Raw genomic sequence first — 18,694 nt, forward strand, 5'->3', positions numbered from 1 at the left:
GTACGCCTTCACTAGGGTATCAATGACGCTCGGTATGGACAGGCGGGCGGAATATTACACAATGCCTGCATAGTAGAGTTCCCAAACCGGAGCGAGGCATCTGATGACCGGTGAACGAAACATTTCACAGTAATCCCACAGGATATTGACGTTTCAAACTGGAGCAACACATTTGCTGCCCTGCGCATTATTATTCCCTCACCCATATCCTCATTTCCCCCTCACCGCGATTTGCCCAGCTAAACCAGGGAATAAACGTGAGTTTTTGCTCCTGTTGTTGCTCAGGGGCTGCGTCGTAGCGATACAGCGGTTGGTTTTGGGGTTCTTCGCTGATAACGCGAGTTCCTGTCGCCTGAATCAGCGTTTTATGGGCAAAAATGCCTTTGCCTTCAAGCAGGGTGAAAGTGCTATCGGGCGGCAGGGTGAGGTTGTGCAGCTCTGTGCCATTGTCGGCTTGTTCCAAGCAATAAACGAGCGGCCCGCGCTGAATGGCGACTTTACCTGCAACGTGGCGCAGCAGCGGGTTGCCGTAGACGCGACGGACAGGCATCGGTAACACAATCTCAAGTCGATCGTCGTCCTGCCATTCTCGTGCAATGTGCAGATAGCCACGTTTTAACAAACCCTCACAGGTTTCTCCGTTTAGCTGCACTCTCGGTTTTTCGCACCATTCCGGCATTCTCAGGGCGAGCGTCTGGTGCAGTGGTTTCTCAGTGCGAATATGGACGCTGACATTCTCATCCCAAGGGTAGTTTCCGCTGATGGCAATTTTAAGGCCGTTATCCATGAGAGTTTCGTTACCAACGTATAAATTGATATACAACGCATCGCTGCGTTGAGTGTAAATGTAGTGACCAATGGAAGTTAGTATGCGTGCAATATTAGGTGGGCAGCAGGCGCAGCCGAACCAGCGTTGACGTATCGGTTTGACGTGGTCGTAGATATGGTTAAACGGGATACTTTTAGGATGAACCTCTAGAGGATTCACGTAAAAGAAATGGCGGCCATCCAGTGCCATGCCGCCCAACACGGTGTTGTAGAGTGCTCGTTCCATCACGTCTGCGTATTGGCTATCTCCCTCCATTTGCAGCATGCGGTTAGCAAACATCATGAGGCCAATTGACGCGCAGCTTTCGGCATACACGGTGTCATTGGGCAGATCGTAGTCTGAACTGAACGCTTCGCCACTGCTCTGCGAGCCAATTCCGCCGGTAACGTAGAGCTGGCGTTGAACCATGTTGTTCCACAGGCGTAAGCAGGTCTGACGTTTTTCTTCATCGTTATTTAACCGTGCCAAATGGGCTACACCTGCTAAGAGGTAGACAAAACGCACAGCATGGCCAATCGCGCTTTGTTGAAGAGCTAAAGGTTCATGCGCCTGACTGTACGCTTTGTCTTTCACCATCCATGCGGGACCATAGGTGTTCCAGTAGGAAGTTTTACCGCGCTTTTCGTACTCTTCATCATAATAGTGTGGTGGGTGGGAACCTCGCTGTTCAACAAAGTATTGGGTTAGTTTCATGTAACGTGAATTACCGGTGACTTCATATAAACGCATGAGTGCCAGTTCGATTTCTGGATGTCCGGGATAGCCATGCAGTTGGTTTTCATGGGGGCCAAATACGCCGTCGATGTGATCGGCAAGGCGGCAAACGACGTTGAGCAGACGGCGTTTGCCCGTGGCTTGGAACCACGCAACACCGGCTTCAATCATATGTCCTGCGCAGTAGAGTTCATGGCATTCTGCTAAATTCGTCCAACGATCCTGCGGCGCTTTCACGGTGAAGTAGGTATTCAAATAGCCATCTTCACACTGTGCGGCTTCTACCAGTTCAATCACATGATCGGCAGTGCGTTCAAGTTCGCGGTCAGGTTTTTGGCACAAAGACCAAGCCACAGCTTCTAACCATTTTGCGACATCGCTGTCTTGAAAGACCATGCCGTAAAATTCACCATTTTCCAGCCCAGCCGCAATGCGGAAATTTTCGATAGCGTGGCTAGGCTCAGCATCGCTGACGCGATCGTTTAACGCATCCCATTGATAGGGAATAACGACGTCACGTACCAATCGTTGATATTGCCCCAAGAAAGGATCGCTGACGTGCACATGGTTTAAGTCTAATTCTTGCGACGGAATGCTTGTGGTATTGGGCTGAACGGTCTCTAAAGTACTCATATAAACTCTCCTGAAAAATAGGGCAAATTAGGCCTAACCGGCGTGACGCGTTTGCAAATCGCTGGAGATGCGATTCATCATCGGGTCATTGAGGCGGCAAAAGCGGATGGCAAAGGCGAGAGCCAAATGAAAGAAGGCGGGCAGCAGCGTTTCAAGTGCGGTAATGCCGTTGAGTGACGCAGGCGTTTGATTCGCCATACCAGGCTGATAGGCCACCCAGATAAACACTAAGCTTAAAACGCCGGCGCTAGATGCCCATGCGAGCTTGATAAAGAACAGGTTGAAGGCGAAGTTCATGCCTGATGAACGAACACCGTTTTTCCATTCACCATAATCGTCAGCAAAGGCCATGATGGAGAAGTGCAGTGGTAGCGTGAAACCAAGGATGATGCCATTGCCTAAAATGACAGCTAGCCACAGGATCTGGAACTGAGGGCCTGTAGGGATAAACCACATAATAACGGCGAGTAACGCAAGAATAAGATTGGTGACGTAATACAGACGCACGGTATCAAATTTACGCGACAGGGGACTGACGATGATGGCGCCCAGTATGGACGCGACGGTGACCATGGTGAAAAATAATGATGCAAATCCAGTGCTGCCTTGCAGAACATAGGTGATGAAGTACATGTAGCCACCGCCGCGTAGGTTAAACACGTTGATCAGCAGAAATGACATCACTAGCACCAATAGCATTTGATCGTTATTGCGTAGTCCTGACATGTGCTCGCGTAACGTGAATTTGCCCATCAGCGCGAGCGGAACGCGTTCTCTAACCCAGAAGAAGCAGCATAGGAACATGACGACGGCAACAGCACACAGCGCGCCGACACCCAGTTGATAGCCTAAGGCTTGGTTACCTTTCCCCAGAATGTCGATCAGCCAAGGTAAGCCCACTGAGACTAAGAATCCAGCAACGCCGCATAACACAAAGCGCCATGATTGACAGGAGATGACTTCGCTGTGACGCGTCGTCATGGTGTTGATCAGCGCGCAGTAGGGAACGTTAATCGCGGTGTAGCTAATGGAAAGCAGGAAGTAGGTGACGAATGCCCAGAGGATTTTCATATTCATGCTGACGTCTGGCACAGTAAATGTCAGCACGCCAACGATCCCAATGGGTAACGCAATCCAAAGTTGCCAAGGGCGAAAACGTCCCCAGCGACTGTTGGTTCGGTCAGCGAGAATGCCCATCAGTGGGTCTGACACGGCATCGATGATGCGTAGAGCGATAAATAGCGTGCCGACAAGTGCGGGGGTTAGCCCAAAAGTATCGGTATAGAAAAAGGTGAGAAAATTCATAATAAGGCAGGTGATCACCGTGCCACCGGCATCGCCTAGGCCATAGCCGATTTTCTCGCGAATACTCAATTGTTGGTTATTATTTTCAGCAACAACGTCAGTCTGGTTTATAGGGGTAGCGGTCATGTTGACTCCTCGCGTATTGGCGACGTAATCATGCCGAAGTGAATAAAATTAATTATTCACAGTGGTGGGTTTATTATTTTTAAGTGTCAATTCCTTGTGTCGACATAATTAATCTCGCACAGAGCATAGGGAGCAACAAGAGTAGGTAAAAGTATAAAAAGATAACGATTCCGACTTGATGGAAAAACTGTGAAGGCGATCGGTTAGTGTGAATTTTAAACGCCATTCTCGTGAGTTTAATGATTAAAATTAGCGAAGTTTATTGATAGGTGACGATTATGCTTGAGATTGCACTGGATTTACCTATTCGAGTTCAAAATGGCGGATTGTTCATTTCACGCGGGATTGGTGTGCATCCATCGAGAAAGTTGTCTTCTTGGGAGCTGATTTTTGTAGAGAAGGGAACGCTTGCGATCCGTGAAGACGACACGAGTTTCTCTGTTTCAGAGGGAGAGATCTTGCTGTTGCAACCACAGCGCAGTCATCGTGGATTAGAGACGTTTCCGTTAGATTTAAAATTTTATTGGCTGCATTTTGATATTAACGCCTTTGATATTGATGAAATAGCTAGAAAATATGGACGTAATAGCTCTACAGCGACGCTGTTATCGATACCTCAACATTGTAAAGTTCATGATCCGCAATATATTACCTCCTTATTTCGACAGTTTCTTAATGAACAGGAAAATAGAAAACAGCCAGCAGCATTGTCGCTCATTTTCCTTTTAATGCTGCAACAAATATCAGATGCATTGCCAGACGATGCCAATATTACTAATTCAGGCGTTGCCTTGGCCTACAAGGCTCGCCAGCTTATAAAAACACAATATCATCTGCCCATTAGCACCTCATCATTAGCCGGACAGTTATTTTGTAACTCAGACTATCTTGGTCGCGTGTTTCGCAAAACATTTGGCGTGACGTTGACCGAAGCCCTCCATCGTCAGCGGGTGAGCAGCGCGGAGAAAATGTTGCTAAACGATATGTGCTCAATCGCCGAGGTCGCTCAGCGAAGTGGTTTTCATGATGTCGGCTATTTTAGGCAGATATTTCGCAAACAGATTGGTTTAACGCCAGTGGCATACAAGCGGCGCTACTGTAAGGAACACATCAACTCCGACTAATCGGTTAAAAAGTGATGAGTAAGGCACTGATTTAATGATCTTGCTCACAGTTCAAAGAAAACAAATTGTTAAATAAATGTATGGTGTTATCATTAATTTGTTGAATAACTTCGACATAGAGTTTCTCATGCATTTGCACCCGCTTGTTTTACTTGCTGATTTTTCAGTAAGTGAAGGCGGGTTTTCTTTTTTGTTTGAACCCCCATCTGGACTTTCCTTCTCGCGATTCCCCATCACGGTACTTGCCTGTATGGGCAGCGGGTGTCGTTTGGTTTCAATACACGCAGTTTTGTGACCCGTCAATCGTGCTACTTCACACCGGATATAGGCGCTAGGATGAGACTGAATCTCATTTTGTATGTTTAATTAAATTGAAAGAATAAACAGCTGTAATTATATTTTATAATGAATGAAAAGTTCGTAATCATTTTATTTATTGGTTGATGTGTTCACTGTCTTATTTTCATTTACGAAGTAAAAATTAATTAAAAAAATAGAGTGGGGTAAGATATCATCGCATTATCTGGCTCGGTAAGCCAAACTTCGCGCTCTCGGGAACTATCAATGTATGCTTAATCTTAACTCTGTTTTATTTATCGTGGTCGCAGTGGGACTGCCCGCGTCTGCATTGGCAATAGATTGTAATAAGGCCACCTCGAAGGATGACGTTGCGGTATGCGGTGATACAACGTTGATGCAGTTGGATGCTGTACTTAACAAAAACTATCTCTCAGCAAGACAACATTCAGATAAAGATATACTGAAAAATCAACAGCTAAGCTGGCTAAAGCAGCGCCAGCAATGCGGGGATGATACAGGCTGTCTCGGAAACTCGTATGTTGAACGTATCAAGACGCTGGCGGAGAAAGATAATGTTTCAGTGATACACAATGCATCGAAACAATGGGATTTTGTGTTATCAGTTTCTGACTGCAACAAAGATGATTCATATCCGACCTGTGAAGGTCCTGGAACGTTAGATATTTTTACCAAAGGAACGGGGCAATGGGTTCAACGTATACCTATGGATAATCTCTTCATTGAATTGGATGCCAAAGGGAAAGCAACGACAAATTTGGTTGAGATGTACGGCGAAAATAATAGTGGTTTGGTATCAGAAGATATTAATTTTGATGGTAGTGATGATATTGCATTACGTGCAGGCAATGAAGGCGCCTATGGAGGCCCTTCGTATGATGTGTTTCTTTACCAGCCGAAATCTAAAACCTTTAAGAGACATGAAGCCTTAACCGAGCTGGGTAGCACTAATCTGGGGTTATTCGACGTAGACCCTAAGTTACAAACGCTGACGACTTCGACCAAAAGCGGCTGCTGTTGGCACCAGTTTAGTGTATGGAAGATAAAGAACAACCAGCCTCTGTTAATTAAAGAAATCACCGAGGCCGCCTCTCCTGGCGAAAAGCCAGACTTTATGACGATAACCACTACTATTCGAACATTAGTTAACGGGCAGTGGAAAACGTCTGAATCGAAAGATCAAGTACCGGAATAGAGTTTAATTTATAGATCATACACAGCGGATATTCAGGATAAATATATTCTTATCAGTTATTGGAATGGTATGAATGATGCTGAAACGCTGGACTGTTCTTTGAGTGGCTGTGTTTCAGCGCCTATATTTAATTTTAGCGGGCATTTTGTTAATCAGAATGAATCAAAAAGCTAGGCATCGCGGCGCTAAAAAATTAGAGACAGGATGTTGATATCGGCTTTGTTTATAGTGATAGTGAATAGGTATATATAATGAATAAATTGATGGCTTTATTGCTTTTAGGTGTTTTTCCAGCCAGTGTGTTTGCTGGAGAGAACTACAAAAAAATAGATGACTTTATTGCTCAGACTTATCAGAAGAGCGATGACCAGAACGCACCGTGGCATAAAAAAAGGAAGGCTGACGAGGCGATCGTCTCTGATTACTCGCTGTGCTATAACAAAATGATAAGCCAAAAAAGTCAATATTATCTCGTTGTTATGTGTCCAGACATGTCTAAATCTACCTATGATAATGAACCTTTCCCTACTGACCTTTATGTCTTACAGAAAACGGACCAAGGTTATACGCTGCTCGCCAGTGAGCAAGATAGCGGAGAACAATTTGAGGATGTCGTAAATATTGGCTCAGAAAAATGGGCGGTGCATGGTTCATCTTATGCCATGAATCAGGGATATGAACAGGCGCATGATACTTTAAGTCTATTTGTCAAAAATACTTTTATCCCCGTCGCGCAGTGGACTTCACATCAGGATAATTCAGGCGCAATTAGTCCACAGGAGCCAGATCAATACGAGCATATTGAAAATAAGCTTTCAATTGATAGCAGCCAGCCTGATGCAGATTTTTACCCTTTAATTATTAATTCGGTTGGCAACCGAGGTGCAACAAAAATAAATGAAAAATATAAAATAAATTACGCTATGGATAACGGTGGATATATCATTCCTGACGAATTGAATGAAGGCTACTAAATGAAACTGGGCATGTTAAAAATATTATCTACATCGCTATTGCTTTTATCAGTTCAAACTATGGCTGCTCAGTTAACTGATGGTAGCCGAAAACACGTTGCTAGCGAACTCAGTAAATCATTACTTTGCGTAGGAGACTCTGAAAATTCAGCTGCAGGAGAACTAGAAAGCGACGCCATGCTGAAAAAAGCAGGGGCAGTCATCACGATGATCGAAGATCCTTATTATAACCAATTCAGATACAGCTTTTTACAGCCGCTAGATGTTGATGGTCTTCATCTGTATGCCGTGCAGCAATTCGTTGGTGAAGGCGGCGTTATTTTTATAGCTGAAGTTGAAGGCGACCCTAAATCTTTTGCTAAGCAGATTAATGCTCGACCGGCTAAAAAAGATGAAACTTATCTTGGTGTGCAAAATGTCTCTTTTTATAAAAACATTGGCAATAAGATCATGTCGCTTGCTGAGCCTGATTATGAAAGAGTTGTTATTGGGCAAAGCCAAATACAGAAAATTCAGGGGCGTTTCTTTTATGGCTGCGTACAGCCGATGGATCTTGGTTAGTGGTAGATATTGAACATGAGTATCAATGGCGCGGGTTAGCGCGCCATTGAAAATCGCTCGCGTTATTCGTAACGCCGGTAATAAATCTCCAGACGATTCTGTAGTTTCCCCAGCACGGTACTGAACATGAGATAAATCAGTGCTGCTTCAACGTACAAAATCAGCGGCTCGTAGGTAACCGACACGATGCGCTGCGCCGCCAAGAACATTTCAGGCACGGTGATAACTGCGGCCAGTGACGTGTCTTTGATTAAGGAGATAAACGAGTTAGACAGCGGCGGTAAAGAAACAAACACCGACTGCGGTAAAATGACGCGGCGCATCGCCTGCGAGCTGCTCATGCCAATTGAATATGATGCTTCCCACTGGCCTTTGGGGACCGAAATAATCGCGCCACGGATAATCTCAGAAGTATAAGCGCCTACGCTCAGGGTGAAGCCGATCAGTGCAGCAGGGAAGGCATCTAGGGTGATTCCCGCACTCGGCAAGCCGTAGAAAATCAGGAACAGCTGAACCAACAGAGGCGTGCCGCGAATAACCCATACATAGAAATCAAAAATCCACTTTACTGGTTTTGGTGCGTATAAACGCGCCAACGCAGTGATGAACCCCACGATGATCCCACCGATGAAGGAGAGGATCGCCAGCGGCAGGGTGAATTGCAGCCCAGCAGAAAGCAGGCTCCAAAACGAATCTATCATCAACTGTAGCCAGGCAAGGCCGTGAATATAGTCAGTCAGGCCGTGTAGCCATGCCATATGCCGTACTCCTAAATACAAAAAGTCTAAAAACAACAGCCCGCCTCATGGAGTGATGGCCCAAAGGGCGTTCACAGAGGCAGGCTTTTAAACAACGAATTTAACGTTATGTGCTAACCGACTAACTCTCTTACTGAGAAACGTCTTGGCCGAAGTAGCGTACAGAAATCGTTTTGTAAGTGCCATCAGCTTTGATTTCATCAAGCGCTTTATTCACTGCTTTAACCAATTCTGGCTGATCTTTACGCAGCAAAATGGCCGAGTTTTCGGTGTTCTCATCTGTCGCCACGATTTTCACTTTCGCGTCTGGCTTGTGCTTTTTAAAATCAAGGAACGACAGGTTATCGTTCAGCGTCGCCGCAGCGCGTCCGCTCAGAACCAAATCCAGTGACTGGTTGAAGCCGTCTGTAGGAACTAAATCAGCACCATTTTTGGTTGCCAGTTTAGAGTAGTTACTGGTCAGGCTTTGCGCCGCTTTTTGGCCTTTCAGGTCTGCAAAGCTTTTGATAGTGGTGTTGTCATCGCGCACAACCAGCACGGCCTTGGAGCCGATATAAGGCTGGGAGAAATCAAATTTTGCTTTACGTTCGTCGGTAATACCCACCTGGTTAATGACTGCGTCATAGCGTTTCGCGCTCAGACCGGCAATCAGACCATCCCAACGACCTTCCACAAATTCAGGTTTAACGCCCATCTTTTCAGCCACTGCACGCGCAACGTCAACGTCGAAGCCAACCAGTTTTCCACTTTTATCATGGTAGGTATAAGGCGCATAGGTGCCTTCAGTTCCGAATTTCATCACACCCGCAGACTTGATTGCAGCCAGATCGTCGGCTGCCTGAGCCAGTGCAGAAGTGGCAAATAATGAGGTAGCAAGTAGAGCCAAGGTCATTTTTTTCATAGGTATCCCAATGTCTTACTTAAATTATTTGTTTAAAAAGAACGCGGCTAATTGCGCTCCGTTATTGATGATGAAGCTAAACCATTGTTGATGGTTTGCTAAATCACATTAAGCGATTATCAATAACCAAAAGGAATAAAGCTTAAAAAACAAACAGCACGGTGAGGTGGTGTTTAGACCCTATCTCCGATGCCTATGACTCAATGATAATAAAAGGTGAAGAGAATATTAAATTATTTGTAGTTATTAGCTAATGCTTCCTCTTTTACACCGGTGGCGATCACGCTTTGTTGGGTTCTGGTTTCATTTGTAGTCCAAACGCTTTCGAGTCTTTGGCAAATGAGGATTGAAGTGGAAAATTCGATCCATTTATTGCATGTGGGCGTTTTGTCATAGTGAAGATGAATGTTAACCAGATGTTTATAACTGATAGCAACTCATCCTGTGGGCGTGATTCGATGAACGCCATTGAGAGACAGCTATTCAGCAAAAAATAAAGCGAGAGGGGCACTATGACTCACCTGCATATTGACAATATTCCTGAAGCAATCAAAGCCACCAAACAACAACTACGTGCGGCGTTACCTGATTATCGAGAGGTGTTCACAGCCCTTGAAAAACATATCCGTGAACAGGTTAATGCGGTGAAGCAGAGTGCTGAGCCCGTTCCGCGTTTACATGCGCAAGACATTATTGACGGTAAAGTGACTCAGGAGCAGCGAGATAAAATCCGTCAGGCGGGGTGTTGTGCTATTCACGGTGTATTTGCGCAAGATCAGGCCGAGGAATGGAACCAAGAGATTGGTGATTATCTGGAGCGAAATCATTTCACCGAGCGCCTAAAACACGCGGCGGAAGACAACTATTTTGGTGATTTAAAAGACAGTAAACCGCAAATCTATGGCATCTATTGGTCCCGCCCGCAGGTAGAGGCACGTCAGAGCGAAAGAATGCGTCAGGTACAGGTTTTTTTAAACCGACTGTGGGAAAGCGAGAGCGCAGGCCAGCAGCATTTTGATGCTGAAAGAGTGGTGACCTACGCCGACCGGACGCGCCGTCGTCCACCGCGCTCGTCATCGTTGGGATTGTCTCCGCACGTTGACGGTGGTTCGATTGAACGCTGGCTGGATGTGAAATTTAGAGATGTCTATCGTCACGTCTTTTCTGGTGAATGGCAAAATTACAATCCATTCGCTGCTCAGGGGCGCACCGAAGTGAGAGAGTTTCCGTCTCCTGCCGTGTGCTCGATGTTTCGCACGTTTCAAGGATGGACAGCCTTAACGCCTCAACGTGCAGGCGCCGGTACGCTTAAGCTAATCCCTATCGCGAATGCGATGGCCTATGTGCTGCTGCGGGCGTTACAGGATGATGTGGCAGAGGATGATTTGTGTGGCGCCGCGCCCGGACGCGCACTATCTATTTCGGCGCAGTGGCATTCGCTGCTATTGGAAGCGGTAGTACCCATTCCCGATCTTGAAGCGGGAGACACGGTATTTTGGCACTGTGATGTGATTCATGCGGTGGAAAATGAGCACAACGGCGAGTTTGATAGCAACGTGATGTACATTGCCGCCGTGCCTTGGTGTGAAAAAAATGCGGCCTATTTGCAGAAACAGCTTCCGGCATTTATTGCAGGTAAAACGCCGCCGGATTTTGCGCCTGATGATTTCGAGGTCGATTTCGTCGGACGTGCTACGCAAGATATGCTGAGTGAACAAGGTCAGCGCCAGCTAGGTTTTACGACCAAGTGATCAAACACGGGAAGGCGGCTGCCCGTGTTTGATCGAAAGCGTTAGCGTATGAGCTAAAGCAATAACCATCCCAGCGCAGCGGAGATAGCCAGTGCGGGAATGGAAAAAAGATGAAACTTCAACCAAATGCGCTTTTCATTAGCCATGCGGAGCGCAATAAGGTTGGCCATGGAACCCAGCGCGAAGCCAAAACCGCCAATGTTTACCGCATAGGCGAGTGTGATGCTGGCGGGAATGAATCCCAATAGCATAATCGTGGCAGGTACATTACTGATCAACTGTGAAAGTAAAATTCCACTGGTATAGACGCCGGCGGTGGACAGGTGTTGCATGCTTTCAGTGAGCGGTAGCAGAACGGGCAACTGGGTAAACAATTTCACATCAATAAACATCGCGATAAATATCAGAATCAGCGCCCAGTCGACCATCAGGATGACTTTCGGCGCCAGCCATAACAGTGTGGCAAATACCGCCAACAATCCCCAATAGGGAACCCCAACGTCTACGCTGATAAGGAATAGCACATACAGCAGAACGCACGCGATGAGCAGCCTACGCTGGCAATGATTGTCTGCGTGGCTAACAAGAGGTCGAATGGTTTTGGCTGGGAAGCAAAGCAGGGTGACCAACAGGAGCACGCATATCAGTACGCCAGCGAGCGGTAGCATTTGCCAGATGAATGATCCAAAAGAAAGGCCGCTATGATTCCACAACAAAATATTCTGTGGATTGCCGATCGGTGTAAGTAATGAGCCTACATTGACGGCAAGCGCTTCAAAAATGATTAAACGTGTCACGGGCAGCGCGCTGAGTTTTTTGAGTGTGATGGTCAGCGGAACCACGATGAATAGTGCAACATCATTAGTCAGAAAGGTCGAGAGCAGCGCCGAAGCGCCAACCATAAATAACGCGAGGGTTCGTTCGCTGTTCAAACGTGCGATAATTTTGCGCCCTAGCCAGTCGAAATAACCGCTGACTTCAACGCTTTTGGTTAACAGCAGCAGACCAAGCAGTGTGGTAATCGTTGGCCAATCAATCCAGTGCGGATATTCGCGCAACGGGGCTGGAGTATAAAAGGCCAGAATGACACCGGCAGCCAGCAAAAAGATCAGTAAACGATCGCGTAAGATATTTCGAAAAGTGCTGCGTAACAGGTTTAGCATAACGATCGCTCAGTGAGTTCAGGCGCTTTGTTTATACATCACATGCAGAGGCTGGATCGTTGATAGCTGAATTTCGCTCTGGAGCCGGTAGTTAGTTGGCGTGATATCAAAATGTTTGCGGAACATGTAGGTGAAGTGTGACTGCGATGCAAAACCATAGTACACAGCAATATCAATAATAGACTCTTCGGTATGACGTAAACGCTTTGCAGCGCCAGACAGCTTACGTTCGCGAATATAGCGCCCTAAAGACATTCCGGTTGTTTCACGAAAGATCTTTTGCATATGCCACAGTGAATATCCAGAGTAGCGAGCGAGCTCATCCAGATAAATATCGCGACCCAGATGCTGCTCAATCCACTCACTTAGCGCGCATACCAAGGCAATATTTCGTTCGTTCTGCGTCATTCTTTCTCCGGTAATCGTTCTTATTAGCAACATGCCGTCTTTCACATATTACGACATCGCGTCGTTTACCACTATACCCATTACGCATACCCATCCTACTTGAAGCCGGTTCAACCTCAGCTACACTGGCAAGCAAACGTCAATTTAACAAGGAATGCCTGTGAACTCGTCTCCCATTGCGTTAGTCACCGGAGCAAGCCGCGGTATTGGGCGCGCAACGGCGTTATTACTTGCCAAACGCGGTTATCGAATATGTATCAATTATTGTCAAGATCATAGCGCTGCGCGCTCATTGGCGAGTGAAATTGAAACGCTCGGGGCTGAAAGTCTGCTGGCCTGTGCGAACATTGCGGACGAATCTGCTGTTTGTGAGATGTTTGATTTGTTAGATCAGCGCTGGGGAAGGATAGACGCGCTGGTCAATAACGCGGGAATTTTGCATACGCAGTCGACAATCGAAGGCTTGACCGCAGAGCGGATTAACCTGATTTTGCAGACCAACGTGACCGGTACGTTTTTGTGTTGCCGAGAGGCAGTAAAACGTATGGCGAAACGCCACGGCGGCAGCGGTGGTGCTATCGTCAACGTTTCTTCTGCGGCGGCGAGAAGTGGTTCGCCTTTTGAATATCTCGATTATGCTGCGAGCAAAGGCGCGATGGACACCTTGACCAAAGGGCTATCGATTGAAGTGGCGGCAGAAGGTATTCGGGTTAACGGTGTGCGTCCTGGGTTTATTTATACGGATATGCATGCTGACGGCGGCGAGCCCGATCGTGTGGATCGCATCAAATCGTCGTTGCCAATGCAGCGGGGAGGCAGACCAGAAGAAATTGCGGCGGCGATAGTGTGGTTGCTGTCGGAAGAAGCTTCCTATTCCACCGGCAGCGTTCTTGATTTGGCCGGTGGAAAGTAGCCTTAGCTAGAATGATTAACGCGATTTATTTTGTTGGTGGTTCGTACGGCAGGGTATCAATACGCAGCGTGCGGTAATAGGCCAGACGCTCGCGGAAGTAGGTGCGAAGATGCTCCGGCTGTTCTCGCTCAACCAGCTCTGCAATCACCGGCATGTGGTATCGTTCTTTGTAAGAGACACCGGCTGCCGCTAAATCAACGTTAACTTTGTCCATTTCTTCTTGAGGAAGATTTGCCAAATTGAAACTCATGTGACCTCCTGTTGCGTCGGTGCCATTATTCCAGAATGTCGCCGCTGACTCTATGGCTTCTTGTATCCCCCCATGTTTTGCTGAACAAAAAGCAAACGGATCAACGGAAAGGGGACTGATTAGGAGTCATTAGGAATTCTGTAAACAGAGGGTGCAAGTAACCAGCACTTTAGCCTAAACTCACAGGCTATTCGCACTTGCTGCCTCTGAAATTATAGCTAGTTAACAATGTCTGGATATTAATTTTATATCATTGTAAGTGTCTATTAATTGAAATTCTTATTTTAATAAGACATTAAAACATTCAATGTATTAATAAGTCCTCGACTGAAGAATGCAAAGAGAAATAATAAACTCCAGTTAAATAAGTCACCCGAGTGGCATTTTTTAGTGAGTTCTTCCTTGGGAGGCTATTGTGAACATTTGATGACAGATGCGGCGAAGATATGAGTTCTAAATCCTAACAGGATGATGAAGCGAACATGGCGAGAATATTCTTATATGGTTTAGGCGAGGGAGGTTAAGCGTCTTTGTAGAGGGCTGCCGTAGGTACAAAGAGTAAGGCCTAGAAGGGCTTGCAGAGTAAAAATGTCATTAAAACATTATTTTTCATTGTGTTAAGTCTAGAATTCAACTTCTGTTCACTGGCGGGAGTGTACTTTAATAGACATGTAAGTCCGCCTTCAAGATGTAATTTTAGATACGTGAGCGTCAAAATTAAAAAAAAATCGTCGGTTTTGGCAGAAAAATCCTAATGACTTCCTTGCCCTTTGGAATGTCGATTATGAGATTAATCGTAGGATTAATTGGTTTAACTGTATACATTCTGCATGATAGACTAAACGTATATTAAGTTATCATTTGTTCTAAAGGTTTTTATTAAGCCAATCTCTGCGTCTGGATTTAATCTAATTATTGTATGGGGTATATCCCAAATGCAACCCTTGATGAGCATAATTCTGGTTGCGAGCTAATTATAGATGAAAATATATTAGGATAAGGAAATATTTTCATCCTTTAATTTTGCGAATATAACTTAAGAAGAAAAATCTAAAGTTTATTAATTTAATTCCCCGAGGAAATGATGAATAAAATTTATCGTGTTGTATGGAACTTCGCCGTAATGGCATGGACCGCTGTTTCTGAGTTAGGGAGGGGGAAGACTAAAACGTCATCCCCCAAAAAACTGCAGCGACCTCGGCTTTGCTGCTATGGGCTGGCTTCATCTATGCTGTTATTCATCGCTGGAGAGGCCTCGGCTTTAGACATCAACGGTTATACTGATTTTACGTCATCAACATCAATAACAGACGGTTTACAGTGGAATACCACCGCAACGGTACAGGTTGATAATGGTGCTGATGTTACTGTTTCAGGTGGTAATCCGACCTTAAACATGGCGCCTACAGGTGGTGCCAATACATCCTTGTGGATAAATGGTGGAAGCCTTACAACATCAGATAATAGTACTGTGCTGATGGGTAACAATAGCATGTTACAAATCGGTGGTGCTCAACTGGGGGGACTGACATCGGAGCAATCAGGTGGCGCTGCTGGCGTTCTTTCTGTTGGCGATATACAGACAGCGGCAGGAGCTACGGATGCGACCATTTGGATGTTTGGTTCAACTAGCAGTACAGCTAAGTTGAATGCTTCAAACATCAGTCTTACGGCAGACAAAAATAATATATGGCTAGCTAATCCTAGTAATTCAGAACTAGGTGCTGATGTGAATGTTACTGGAAATATGACCGTGGCGAATACCCTTGGTGGTACTTTCATGATGGTGGGGAATTCTCAATTAAAGGTGGGTGGCGATTTATATCTAGATACCACGAATGGCTCTTTTTTAGCGACTAATAATAATACCTCACAAGGAATTATGGTGGGTGGCGATTTGACATTTGTTAACAATGTCAAATTATCGGATGTAAACTCCGTTAGTACCGAGGCGGGTATCTACTCGACAGTTGTAAATGTTGAAGGAGATATCAATGTTATAGGGAAAAACGTAGGTAATACAGGGCTTCAAATTATCAATGCAAGTGATACCGGTATAACGACGCATGGTGATTTTAATATAGTATCCTCAGTAAGTGGTAATACTACCGATGTTATTATGGGACATGCTGCGAAAGTAACCGCTGGTGAAGATATTAATCTTAATAGCGTACAGGGAGGGAAAGTTAACCTCTATATCGGAGATTCTCGATATGGTGCGCCGACAAGCATTGCAGCAAAGAATATTGTCATGAGTGGCGCTGGTGAGAATAAAGTTATTTTTAATAACACCAAACCAACGCAACCAGGCACTGATGGTTATTTATTTAATGTTTCAATCAACGGCGTAGGTTCGGTTGAACAACAGTCTGGCCATACAACGCTTGAAAAGGCTTCTAATTACAATGGTGGAACCATAATTAATGGTGGCCTGCTCTCTATTGCAAATAATAAAGCGTTAGGTAGTGAGAGTGTCTCTATCAATACCGATCCCAATGATAATAATACCGGACTTGATATTGCATATACTGATGGCTCCTCATTTGAGAATAAATTATTAGGTAACGGCGATACGACGGTTTCCGGTAATGCACAGATAACAGGGGTTAACGATACTTATGCGGGTAACTGGAATATAACCGGGAAAGCATTAACGGATAAAACTGTATCCTCTACGCTGAGTAATTTTGGCTCAGGAAATATCAATGTAGAAAGTGATGGCTATTTAATCGCGAATTCAACGGGTGAGTTCACCTTCGAGAATAAACTGTCGGGTACGGGCTATGTTGTTGCCGACAATAATGGTAGTGAGTTTACATTCAGCACAGCAACAGGAACTGATTTTGCTGGTGATGTTATTCTCAATAATAACCTGTTTGCGTTAGAAGGTGATAATTCAGCTGCGTTAACGCATGCTACGTTGCATATCGGTAGCGGAAACGAGACTTCAGTCGGAACAGGAAATCAGAACCTCGGTGGGCTAGCGTTTGATGGCGGCACACTGGTATTTGGAGATGTTAATCCTGGTGATACAACCAGCGATCGCTTTATTGAGACGACCCAAGACCTTAATTTAACGGGCAAGGGACAGATTCAGATTACTGACGGTGGAGATTTCGAAAACACCGTACAGCATCCTGACACAACCTTGCCACTACTCCAGCAAGATGACATGGGGGGAATGGTTAAATTGGCCGATAGCCAAGGTACGGTTACAGGTACTGGGGGTAATCTGAGCTTGATTGATCAAAACGGTACTGTTATCTCGCAAAAAGTAACCTCCCAAATTACGCAAAATGGTGAAACGGTTGCTAATGGTGAGTATGACTATCGCCTTACCAGCGGAGAAAATAATGATGGTTTGTACATTAACTACGGATTGACTCAGGTTGAATTACTGGCACAGGGCGATAATGCGCTAACACTCAGCGCTGAAGGAAATACGGGGAATGCTGCCGACCTGAGTGCCAAGATTATTGGGGCTGGCGATCTGCGTATCGATACGGATACAGACCTTTCTTTGTCAAACAGCGATAACAACTATACCGGTATGACGGACGTTGTTGCGGGTACTCTGAAAATGGGTAACGACAATGTACTGGGACAGACTCGATTGCTGAACCTCAACAGTGGCAGTCAGTTCGATATGAACGGCTATGCTCAGACGTTGCAGAATCTCCAGACTGACGCAGGTAGCACGCTCGATTTCAATCAAGGCAGTCTGACCGTTAACAATGGTACGGTCGATGGCAATATGAGCGGTGCGGGTAGCCTAACGGTAGCGGGTGGAACATTGACGGTTAGCAGTGATAATGCGGCGATGAGTGCTGATACCACAATTGCATCAGATGGTGTTATCCGTATGCTGTCGAGTCAGGCGCTGGGAACCGGTAGCGTGAATAACCAAGGCCTGCTCTATCTTGGGCAAGATGGTGATAGCCACGTAACGCGTGACACGTTAACAAACTATCAAACGGGCGCATTAACCAACAGTGGTACGGTCGTTATTGGTCATAACGATGCATCGGGACAGGCGATCGCGGGCACCACTCTGACGGTGAATGGCAATTATACGGGCGAGAATGGGCACCTGCAGTTCAATACCGTGTTAGGCGATGACAGTTCGGCCACGGATAAGTTAATCGTTACTGGTGATACCTCTGGTGATACTGGGGTAAGCGTTAAGAATGCAGGGGGAGTCGGAGACAAAACCCTGAACGGCATTGAACTCATTAGCGTAGGTGGTCAGTCTGACGGCACGTTCACCCAAGAGGGACGCATTGTCGCAGGCGCATATGATTACGCTTTGGTACGCGGTCAAGGCAGCAATCAGGGTAACTGGTATTTAACCAGTCAAACCTCGCCTATCGACCCTGTAGATCCACCGATTGATCCGGTTGATCCTCCAATTGACCCCGTTGACCCACCTGTGACACCTCCGGGTGGTGGGGAGCATGTTAATCGACCTGAAGGTGGGAGCTATATTGCCAACCTTGCCGCGGCAAATACCCTGTTTAATACGCGTTTGCACGATCGTTTAGGTGAAACCCAATATGTCGACGCGCTGACCGGTGAGAAAAAGGTCACAAGCCTATGGCTACGTCAAGTGGGTGGACATAACAACTGGCGTGACAGCAGCGGGCAGTTGAAAACACAAAGTAATAGCTATGTGGCTCAGTTGGGCGGCGATGTGGCGCAGTGGTCAACAGATGGTTTAAATCGCGGTCATCTGGGGCTAATGACGGGTTATGCCAACAGCCATAATCAGACA

The 18,694-nt window shown here is 46.0% G+C and carries 14 protein-coding genes and 1 pseudogene; 8 read left to right on the plus strand and 7 right to left on the minus strand.

The annotated features are described in order from the left end of the window. Window positions 1-190: 190 nt before the first annotated feature. Together M988_RS08680 and M988_RS08685 are read right to left on the minus strand one after the other, a co-directional pair. Entirely contained in the window at window positions 191-2,176 is a 1,986-nt protein-coding gene (locus M988_RS08680; protein ID WP_064573700.1) for a glycoside hydrolase family 127 protein, read from the minus strand. Between the two features lie 33 nt (window positions 2,177-2,209). Next, window positions 2,210-3,607: an MFS transporter gene (locus M988_RS08685; RefSeq protein ID WP_008813661.1), complete on the minus strand. Its 1,398-nt coding sequence runs from the start codon at window positions 3,605-3,607 to the stop codon at window positions 2,210-2,212. A gap of 278 nt (window positions 3,608-3,885) precedes the next feature. Here M988_RS08685 and M988_RS08690 point away from each other — a divergent pair, with 278 nt between their 5' ends. From M988_RS08690 to M988_RS08705, 4 genes are all read left to right on the plus strand, one after another. Next, window positions 3,886-4,731 carry an AraC family transcriptional regulator gene (locus tag M988_RS08690; protein ID WP_039186519.1) on the plus strand — a complete coding sequence of 282 codons (846 nt, stop codon included), beginning with the start codon at window positions 3,886-3,888 and terminating at the stop codon, window positions 4,729-4,731. 568 nt (window positions 4,732-5,299) lie between these two features. Further along, window positions 5,300-6,244, plus strand: a complete 945-nt coding sequence (locus tag M988_RS08695; RefSeq protein WP_064573702.1) for a lysozyme inhibitor LprI family protein — start codon at window positions 5,300-5,302, stop codon at window positions 6,242-6,244. Window positions 6,245-6,495: 251 nt separating this feature from the next. Continuing rightward, a complete protein-coding gene (locus tag M988_RS08700) occupies window positions 6,496-7,218 on the plus strand; it encodes a hypothetical protein (protein ID WP_064573704.1) in 723 nt (240 codons plus the stop codon). Beyond that, on the plus strand, window positions 7,219-7,779 hold the full coding sequence (locus M988_RS08705) for a hypothetical protein (protein WP_064573706.1): 561 nt from the start codon (window positions 7,219-7,221) through the stop codon (window positions 7,777-7,779). A 62-nt stretch (window positions 7,780-7,841) separates the two neighbouring features. Here the strand turns inward: M988_RS08705 and M988_RS08710 are convergent, their stop codons facing one another. Further along, window positions 7,842-8,537 carry an amino acid ABC transporter permease gene (locus tag M988_RS08710; protein WP_004094842.1) on the minus strand — a complete coding sequence of 232 codons (696 nt, stop codon included), beginning with the start codon at window positions 8,535-8,537 and terminating at the stop codon, window positions 7,842-7,844. A gap of 130 nt (window positions 8,538-8,667) precedes the next feature. Next, window positions 8,668-9,438, minus strand: coding sequence for an amino acid ABC transporter substrate-binding protein (locus tag M988_RS08715; RefSeq protein ID WP_004094843.1), 771 nt, complete (start codon window positions 9,436-9,438; stop codon window positions 8,668-8,670). Window positions 9,439-9,950: 512 nt separating this feature from the next. Here M988_RS08715 and M988_RS08720 point away from each other — a divergent pair. After that, window positions 9,951-11,189 (plus strand): DUF1479 domain-containing protein, encoded by a 1,239-nt coding sequence (locus tag M988_RS08720; RefSeq protein WP_064573707.1) that lies wholly within the window; start codon window positions 9,951-9,953, stop codon window positions 11,187-11,189. Between the two features lie 53 nt (window positions 11,190-11,242). Here M988_RS08720 and M988_RS08725 read toward each other — a convergent pair whose 3' ends face one another. Together M988_RS08725 and M988_RS08730 are read right to left on the minus strand one after the other, a co-directional pair. Continuing rightward, complete coding sequence (locus tag M988_RS08725; RefSeq protein WP_061059985.1) at window positions 11,243-12,352, minus strand: SLC13 family permease; 1,110 nt, start codon at window positions 12,350-12,352, stop codon at window positions 11,243-11,245. Between the two features lie 18 nt (window positions 12,353-12,370). Continuing rightward, window positions 12,371-12,760, minus strand: a complete 390-nt coding sequence (locus M988_RS08730) for a helix-turn-helix domain-containing protein (RefSeq protein WP_008813655.1) — start codon at window positions 12,758-12,760, stop codon at window positions 12,371-12,373. Window positions 12,761-12,914: 154 nt separating this feature from the next. On the opposite strand from M988_RS08730, the gene M988_RS08735 reads away from it, so the two are divergent. Beyond that, entirely contained in the window at window positions 12,915-13,673 is a 759-nt protein-coding gene (locus tag M988_RS08735) for an SDR family oxidoreductase (RefSeq protein ID WP_061059986.1), read from the plus strand. A gap of 25 nt (window positions 13,674-13,698) precedes the next feature. On the opposite strand, the gene M988_RS08740 is transcribed toward M988_RS08735, so the two are convergent. Next, window positions 13,699-13,923 (minus strand): DNA polymerase III subunit theta, encoded by a 225-nt coding sequence (locus tag M988_RS08740; RefSeq protein ID WP_008813653.1) that lies wholly within the window; start codon window positions 13,921-13,923, stop codon window positions 13,699-13,701. Between the two features lie 1,084 nt (window positions 13,924-15,007). Between M988_RS08740 and M988_RS23350 the strand changes: the two are divergent. Together M988_RS23350 and M988_RS22810 are read left to right on the plus strand one after the other, a co-directional pair. Next, a pseudogene (locus M988_RS23350) lies at window positions 15,008-15,100 on the plus strand (ESPR domain-containing protein); the annotation flags it as partial. Window positions 15,101-15,151: 51 nt separating this feature from the next. Beyond that, the coding region (locus M988_RS22810) for an autotransporter outer membrane beta-barrel domain-containing protein (protein WP_248846502.1) at window positions 15,152-18,694 on the plus strand (3,543 nt) is incomplete at its 3' end.

The organism is Hafnia paralvei ATCC 29927 (assembly GCF_001655005.1).
Taxonomy (GTDB): Bacteria; Pseudomonadota; Gammaproteobacteria; order Enterobacterales; family Enterobacteriaceae; genus Hafnia; species Hafnia paralvei.

What these genes read in the sequence shown, in the direction of transcription:
- M988_RS08680 (WP_064573700.1), bottom strand. Translation starts at nt 2,176, where the DNA reads ATGAGTACTTTAGAGACCGTTCAGCCCAATACCACAAGCATTCCGTCG.
- M988_RS08685 (WP_008813661.1), bottom strand. Translation starts at nt 3,607, where the DNA reads ATGACCGCTACCCCTATAAACCAGACTGACGTTGTTGCTGAAAATAAT.
- M988_RS08690 (WP_039186519.1), top strand. Translation starts at nt 3,886, where the DNA reads ATGCTTGAGATTGCACTGGATTTACCTATTCGAGTTCAAAATGGCGGA.
- M988_RS08695 (WP_064573702.1), top strand. Translation starts at nt 5,300, where the DNA reads ATGCTTAATCTTAACTCTGTTTTATTTATCGTGGTCGCAGTGGGACTG.
- M988_RS08700 (WP_064573704.1), top strand. Translation starts at nt 6,496, where the DNA reads ATGAATAAATTGATGGCTTTATTGCTTTTAGGTGTTTTTCCAGCCAGT.
- M988_RS08705 (WP_064573706.1), top strand. Translation starts at nt 7,219, where the DNA reads ATGAAACTGGGCATGTTAAAAATATTATCTACATCGCTATTGCTTTTA.
- M988_RS08710 (WP_004094842.1), bottom strand. Translation starts at nt 8,537, where the DNA reads ATGGCATGGCTACACGGCCTGACTGACTATATTCACGGCCTTGCCTGG.
- M988_RS08715 (WP_004094843.1), bottom strand. Translation starts at nt 9,438, where the DNA reads ATGAAAAAAATGACCTTGGCTCTACTTGCTACCTCATTATTTGCCACT.
- M988_RS08720 (WP_064573707.1), top strand. Translation starts at nt 9,951, where the DNA reads ATGACTCACCTGCATATTGACAATATTCCTGAAGCAATCAAAGCCACC.
- M988_RS08725 (WP_061059985.1), bottom strand. Translation starts at nt 12,352, where the DNA reads ATGCTAAACCTGTTACGCAGCACTTTTCGAAATATCTTACGCGATCGT.
- M988_RS08730 (WP_008813655.1), bottom strand. Translation starts at nt 12,760, where the DNA reads ATGACGCAGAACGAACGAAATATTGCCTTGGTATGCGCGCTAAGTGAG.
- M988_RS08735 (WP_061059986.1), top strand. Translation starts at nt 12,915, where the DNA reads ATGCCTGTGAACTCGTCTCCCATTGCGTTAGTCACCGGAGCAAGCCGC.
- M988_RS08740 (WP_008813653.1), bottom strand. Translation starts at nt 13,923, where the DNA reads ATGAGTTTCAATTTGGCAAATCTTCCTCAAGAAGAAATGGACAAAGTT.